Genomic DNA, 6,619 nt, shown 5'->3' with positions numbered 1-6,619 from the left:
AGGGTCGCCAGCAGTGTTGTTGGAGTTACCACAATAATCTTTCGCTCGAAGGCTTCTGCGAAAAGGTTCTCGTCCTGCTGAAATGCTGCCACGAAAGCCGGCTCTATCGGCATGAACAGCAGAACGAAATCCGGAGAATGCAGACCATGGAGCTGGCTGTAGTCCTTTTCACTGAGGGCTCGGATGTGATTCCTCACCGCCTCAACATGCTGCTTGAGAGCGTCTCCCTTTACCTCCGAATCCTCGTCTTCCGTCACCCACTGTTGATAGGCCACCAGTGAGACTTTGGAATCAATAATCAGGTTGCGGCTGTCTGGCAGGTGAACAATGACATCCGGCCGGTAAAGCTGGTTGTCACTGTCTCTGTAGCTGCCCTGGGTATCATACTCCACCCCTTTGCGCAGACCGGACTTTTCCAATACCCGCTCCAGAATCAATTCACCCCAGTTGCCCTGAATCTTCTTGTCGCCCTTGAGCGCCCTGGTCAGGTTGGATGCCTCTTCGGTAATCTGACGGTTCAGGTCCTGCAGAGATTTGATTTCACTGCGCAGCGCCTGACGGTCCCGGGTTTCCGTGGTGTACACGTCCTCAACCCGCTTCCGGAAATCCTGCAACTGATCCCTGAAGGGATTGAGCAGGGTATCCAGGCTGGTGCGGGTCTGCTGGCTGAAGCGCTCGTTTTTCTGGTCGAAAATCTTGTTGGCAAGATTTTCGAACTCCTGCTTCAGCGCATCACGGTTACGCTCCAGGAGCTCCAGTTTTTCAGTGGCGGACCGGCGTTCCTTATCAATGGTCACTTCCTGCTCACGGAGTGCCACCCGGGCCTCGCCCAGCTCCCTGGAAAGCTGCTCCACCCTTGCCTGAAGGCTCTCACGCTCAGTCTCGATCTGTCCGAGCCGCTGTTTCCTGCTCCCAAGATCTGATTCGAGCCCGGCCAGGCGGTTCTCAAGACTCACGGCCCGCTGCCGCCACTGCTCAACGTCCTGCTCAAGGCGACCAGACTTTTCCCGGAGCTCTGACACCGAACGCTCGAACTGCTCTTCGCGTTGTGCAGCCATGGCCATCTCTAGCGAGAACCCGCGCTTTTCGGCGGCTGATTTTGCCAGGAGAGCAGACAGTCCAATGACTGCGATAAACAAAGCGACCATCAACCCCGCCATCACATCAGGCCGGGACAACATCAATTCCGTGATGGCTTCGGGCACCGGGCATTTCTCCTGTCGACTATCTGGGTTTGATTGAACTGCCGCTGACTTTCAGTTGAAAGACAGTCTACCTCAGGAAAGGAACCTTTTGCCCGAGGGGCCGTCAATCTCGTTGGCGGTCCCGGATAAGGACCACGACTGCTTGGCAATAATTGAAAGCGCAGGCATCCGCCTATGGACGGCCAACGTATTATCGTCTAAAAGGTTAAATTGTTCGCCGGCAACAGGTTATTACCTTTTTTTAACGGCGCGCCGGACCAGAACCAGATCAGAAACGGATGACGGGTCATGTTGAAAGAACTGTGGCGAAAACTGGGAGCGGAATTTCTGCACGATGACTGCTCCGGACAAGAAAGCCACGCCGGCCTGTTCGGCAAGCGATCAACCGGTAGTAGCCAAACCTTCAGAATCCTCCCCCATATTACTCACACGGGCGAGTTTCATCTCGAACGCCTGATCAACTTGCTGAAAGCCCGGTATGGAAAGAGTTTCGGGATGCCCTCGAGTGAGACCGAAAGCGACGAGGAAATCCGGGAACTGATCAGCTTTGCAGCACGAATCCAGGACCAGGACGTACAACGAGAGCTACTGCTCTTCTACCTCAATTGTTCCCCGGTGATCCAGGAATATCTGCGTGCCGAAACCGTTTTGGGTGAGGGGCATTTTCTGTCACGGTAAACACTACTGCCCCTTAATCATCTGTAAATCAACCACACAGGTTGGATGTTGTATACTCCCCTTCCGTATTTATCCGGTTTCACACGCACAGACCGTCACAGCTAACCGAACTCGGATGTGACAGGCTGCCAGCTCAGGGGTTCTTCATGGGTTTGAAATGTTTTCGGGCTGGACTGCCTAAGCTTTCCGTTACCGCGCTCGCCGGCCTTTTTCTGCTAACGGGATGCTCGGCGGACCGCTATTTCATGGTCCCCAAGTCTGACCTGAATGAACTCGGAGCATCCGTTAAGAGTCAGCGCGCGACCCTGGTTACCATGGAGGAAAACGCAACCGTTCGCCACGAACAGGCCATCGCACAGAACCGCTCCGCGACACAAACCATTCTGGAAGCAATCGCAACGCAGGTGGAAAAACCCCAATGCCCGCCAGTCCAGGCCCAGAAACAATGCCCAGCCACGGACAACTCGAAGGGCCGTGCAGATCGTCTCAAGGGCAAGGTCATCGTCGGTGAAGTGGAAAACTTCTACCTGGCCGGGCCAGGATTGATTTACAAGGCCCGGATCGACAGCGGTGCTGAAACCTCTTCCATCGACGCACGCAACATCACGCGATTTGAACGCGATGGCAACAACTGGGTCCGCTTTGATGTTCCGGTTCCAGGTACCGACAGGTTCGTGACCCTGGAAAAAGAAATCTCCCGGCGGGTTCGCGTTATCCAGGCCAGCGCGGAAGAGGCTGAACGCAGGGTTGTTGTGGAGTTGCAGTTTTTTATTGGTGATCATCAACAGATGGCCGAGTTTACCCTCGCCGACAGAACCAACCTTACCTATGAAGTTCTGATCGGCCGCAACATTTTGCGGGACGTGATGCTGGTCGATGTTGGCAAGGAGTACGCAACCGAACTGCCCGAATCCATCCGCAACAGTGACGGTAACGAATCGTGACCACCCGCTCGCGCCTGCCCTTTTACATTGCCGTATTCCTCCTGATTGCAGCGGGTATTTCCCTTGCCATCTGGCGACACGCTGAGCTTGGCATTCCCTGGCTGACAGGCGAACAGCGCCCTGTCTGGATGGTTGAGGCCAGAATTGATTTTGACGCCGGCGACGGCCCGGTACTTGCCAGCCTCAATATCCCCGAGCAACCACCAGGTTTCCGGATTCTCACCGAGCAGGCGGCGTCACCGGGTTATGGCTTCTCTGTTATTGACAGCTCGGGCAGCCGCCGCGCGGAATGGAGCAAGCGGGAAATCTCCGGGCCACAGACGCTGTATTTCAAGGCGCAATTCATACCCGATCCAAACGCACAACCCGACATCCCGGCCAGCAAACCAAAGACTCCCAGGACCTTCTGGGAGGAACCCGAGGCAACCGCCGTCCGGGAAATTCTGGAGCAGGCAAAAGTCCGTTCAAGCACACCGGAAAGCATGACCCGCGAGCTGATCCGGCTGATGCAGCCGGACACGCGGACGCAGAACACGACCCTGCTGGTATCGGAAGAGAACTACCTCGACTTCCTCGTCAACATGCTGAACCACAGTGGCATTGCCGCCAGAACAGCCGATGGTCTTAAACTCGAGGATGCACGCCGGCGACAGCAGCTGACACCTTACCTGCAAATCTACAACGGCGAGCGATGGCTCACGTTTAACCCGAAAACCGCAGAGCAGGGAGTACCAGAGAATCTGTTGCTGTGGCGTCAGGGTTCGGCGTCATTGCTTGACGTAGTCGGTGGGGAGAATTCTGAAGTGAGCTTCTCCATGCTCAGACAGACTGTGCCCGCCCTGCAACTGGCAGCCATGGAATCGGCCTCCAATGGCCTCAGCTTCCTGAGCTTTTACGAGTTGCCCATTGAAGAGCAAAGCATGTTCCGGATGCTGCTTCTGCTGCCTCTCGGCGCCTTGATGGTGGCCTTCATGCGAATCGTGATCGGCATCCGCACCTCCGGCACCTTCATGCCCGTTCTGATCGCAGTAGCCTTCGTCCAGACTACGCTGGTTCCAGGCCTGATCGCATTTCTGTCGGTTGTATCCATCGGACTACTCATGCGCGGTTACCTCTCCAGCCTCAACCTGCTGCTGGTATCGAGGATATCTGCACTGATCATCCTGGTCATTTTCATCACGGCCGGCCTGAGCATCATCGGTTACCAGATGGGCTTCAACACCGGTATGACCGTCACTTTTTTCCCGATGGTGATCATTGCCTGGACCATTGAACGCATGTCCATCCTCTGGGAGGAAGAGGGCGCCCACGAGGTCCTGGTACAGGGTGCTGGCAGTCTGTTCGTGGCCATCTGTGCCTATCTGCTCATGAGCGCGCCACTGGCCGGCCATCTCACCTTCAACTTCCCCGAGCTGCACCTTGTGATCCTTGGGCTCATTCTGTTGATGGGGCAGTACACTGGCTACAAGCTGACTGAACTGAGGCGCTTCACGCCAATGAAGGCGTACGACTGACATGGACTGGATATCGCCGCGTTCACTCAAAAGGCTGGGGATGCTCAACATGAACCGCCGCAATGTGGACTACATTGCCCGGTACAATGAACGCTCCTCTTATCCTCTTGTGGACAACAAGTTAAAAACCAAACTGGTCGTTGCCGAGTACGGCGTGAATACACCGAAACTGCTTCAGGTTGTTCGCCAGCAGCATGAAATATCACACTTCCGGGAAATGGCAGAGGACCTGCAAGGATTCGCCATCAAGCCTGCGAAAGGTTCTGGAGGCAAAGGCATTACCGTCGTTACCGGGCGCGATGGCGAGGACTACATCAAGGCCTCCGGCTCGCGGGTGAACTCTTCGTTCCTGGAACGCCATCTGACCAACATCCTTGCCGGGCTTTACTCACTGGCAGGTACTCCCGATGTGGCCATCGTCGAGAACCTGGTTGAATCCGCACCATCGCTGGCCAGGTATTCCCACCAGGGCGTTCCCGACATCCGGATTATCGTTTTCCAGGGCTACCCCGTTATGGCCATGCTGAGACTCGCCACCACCGCATCAGACGGGAAGGCCAACCTGCACCAGGGCGCTGTGGGCGTTGGCCTGGACATAGGCTCCGGGAGAGGCCTGAATGCTGTTCAGTTCAACCGGCCCATTACTCTGCACCCGGATACCGGCCTGGCCCTCGAAAATATCCAGATTGAAGCCTGGGACGAGATGCTGGAAATGGCCTCACGATGCTACGAAGCTACCGGGCTCGGCTATATGGGCGTTGATCTGGTAGTGGATGCCAATGAGGGCCCCCTGCTGCTGGAGCTGAACGCCCGGCCCGGGCTGGCAATCCAGATGGCAAACGGCCGGGGCCTTTTGCCCCGCCTGAGGGCTATTGAATCGCTAAAACGGCCGCATTTCACGCCGCTGGAGCGCTCACGTTTCGCCATGGACACCTTCACCAGCTCCTGAACTTTGTTCAGCCATAAAAAAACCGGGGTCGAAACCCCGGTTTTTTTTCTTCTCAGCTCACCTTCACGTGAGTTCACCCCTGGCAATCAGAAGCTGACGCTCGTGACTGAGCCCCTTGAGCAGGCCCCAGGTCATGATCAGGAGAACCACGGTGAACGGCAGACCCGCGCTGATCGCTGTCGCCTGAATGGCGCCAAGTGCATCGTCGCCGCCGCCAAAAATCAGTGCAGCCGCGATCGCACCCTCGGCCACAACCCAGAATACACGCTGAGCCGTGGGCGCATCGGTCTTGCCACCGGCGGTAATGCTATCAATGACCAGCGAACCAGAGTCCGAAGAGGTAACGAAGAACACCAGCACCAGAATAATACCCACAAAGGAAATGATTCCGGTCAGGGGCAGGTTCGCGAACATCTGGAACATGGCCAGGGATACGTCTGTCAGACCTTCCTCTGCCAGTGCACCAATGCCCTGCTGAATCTGCTCCAGCGCTGAACCACCAAATGCGCTCATCCACACCACCGTAATAATGGTCGGCACGATCAGGACGGCGGTAACGAATTCACGCACCGTGCGGCCTTTGGACACACGAGCGATAAACATGCCAACAAACGGTGACCAGGAAATCCACCAGGCCCAGTAGAACACAGTCCAGCCTTGGAACCAGGCTTCGTCCTCACGGCCAAAAGGGTTACTCAGTTGCACAACATTGCCAACGTAGGTGGATGAGGTCACCCAGAGGGTTTCCAGCACAGTCATCGTTGGGCCGGCAAAGATAACGAAAAACAGGAGGATAGCGGCGAGGCTCATGTTGATGTTACTCAACACCTTCACACCACCGTCGAGGCCGCGAAGGACCGAAATCAGTGCCAGGGCAGTAACACCAACAATAATGGCCATCTGGACATTCGTACCGCCACCGGTGTCGAACAGGTAGTTCAAACCGGAAGCCGCCTGCTGGGCACCGAAACCAAGAGACGTCGCCAGACCGAAAATGGTAGCGACAACCGCCAACACATCAATGATATGACCAGGCCAGCCCCACACTTTGTCTTTCAGCAGTGGAAAGAAGGCCGAGCGGATCGTCAGGGGCATATTTTTGTTAAAGGCAAAAAACGCCAGGGAAAGTGCAACAACGGCATAAATAGCCCAGGGGTGCAGGCCCCAGTGATACATGGTCGCACCCATTGCCAGGTTGCGGGCTTCAGCTGTATTCGCCTCAACGTTGAACGGCGTCTCGTACCAGCCGGTATAGTAGGCCACAGGCTCCGCAACCGCCCAGAACATGAGACCGATACCCATGCCCGCGGCAAAGAGCATTGAGAACCA

6 protein-coding genes are annotated in these 6,619 nt (G+C 56.1%); 4 read left to right on the top strand and 2 right to left on the bottom strand.

Annotated elements, in window-relative coordinates; all coding sequences use genetic code 11:
- Window positions 1-1,205 (bottom strand): DNA recombination protein RmuC (gene rmuC, locus ACESMK_RS19845; RefSeq protein WP_373002363.1); only part of this gene is annotated, 1,205 nt, incomplete at its 3' end.
- 288 nt (window positions 1,206-1,493) lie between these two features.
- Between rmuC and ACESMK_RS19840 the strand changes: the two genes are divergently transcribed.
- From ACESMK_RS19840 to ACESMK_RS19825, 4 genes are all read left to right on the top strand, one after another.
- Window positions 1,494-1,883: a hypothetical protein gene (locus ACESMK_RS19840; protein ID WP_373002361.1), complete on the top strand. Its 390-nt coding sequence runs from the start codon at window positions 1,494-1,496 to the stop codon at window positions 1,881-1,883.
- Window positions 1,884-2,128: 245 nt separating this feature from the next.
- On the top strand, window positions 2,129-2,827 hold the full coding sequence (locus ACESMK_RS19835) for an ATP-dependent zinc protease (RefSeq protein WP_373002358.1): 699 nt from the start codon (window positions 2,129-2,131) through the stop codon (window positions 2,825-2,827).
- Window positions 2,824-4,341: an inactive transglutaminase family protein gene (locus ACESMK_RS19830; protein ID WP_373002356.1), complete on the top strand. Its 1,518-nt coding sequence runs from the start codon at window positions 2,824-2,826 to the stop codon at window positions 4,339-4,341. The genes ACESMK_RS19835 and ACESMK_RS19830 overlap by 4 nt, the downstream gene beginning before the upstream one ends.
- Before the next feature lies 1 nt (window position 4,342).
- Complete coding sequence (locus ACESMK_RS19825) at window positions 4,343-5,290, top strand: alpha-L-glutamate ligase-like protein (RefSeq protein ID WP_373002353.1); 948 nt, start codon at window positions 4,343-4,345, stop codon at window positions 5,288-5,290.
- 63 nt (window positions 5,291-5,353) lie between these two features.
- On the opposite strand, the gene ACESMK_RS19820 is transcribed toward ACESMK_RS19825, so the two are convergent.
- Window positions 5,354-6,619 (bottom strand): BCCT family transporter (locus tag ACESMK_RS19820; RefSeq protein ID WP_373002350.1); only part of this gene is annotated, 1,266 nt, incomplete at its 5' end.

Origin of the sequence: Marinobacter sp., from assembly GCF_041687235.1 — a bacterium.
Classification (GTDB): domain Bacteria; phylum Pseudomonadota; class Gammaproteobacteria; order Pseudomonadales; family Oleiphilaceae; genus Marinobacter.
Note: the sequence above shows the minus strand (reverse complement) of the source record. Positions and strands in the feature narration are given on the sequence as shown.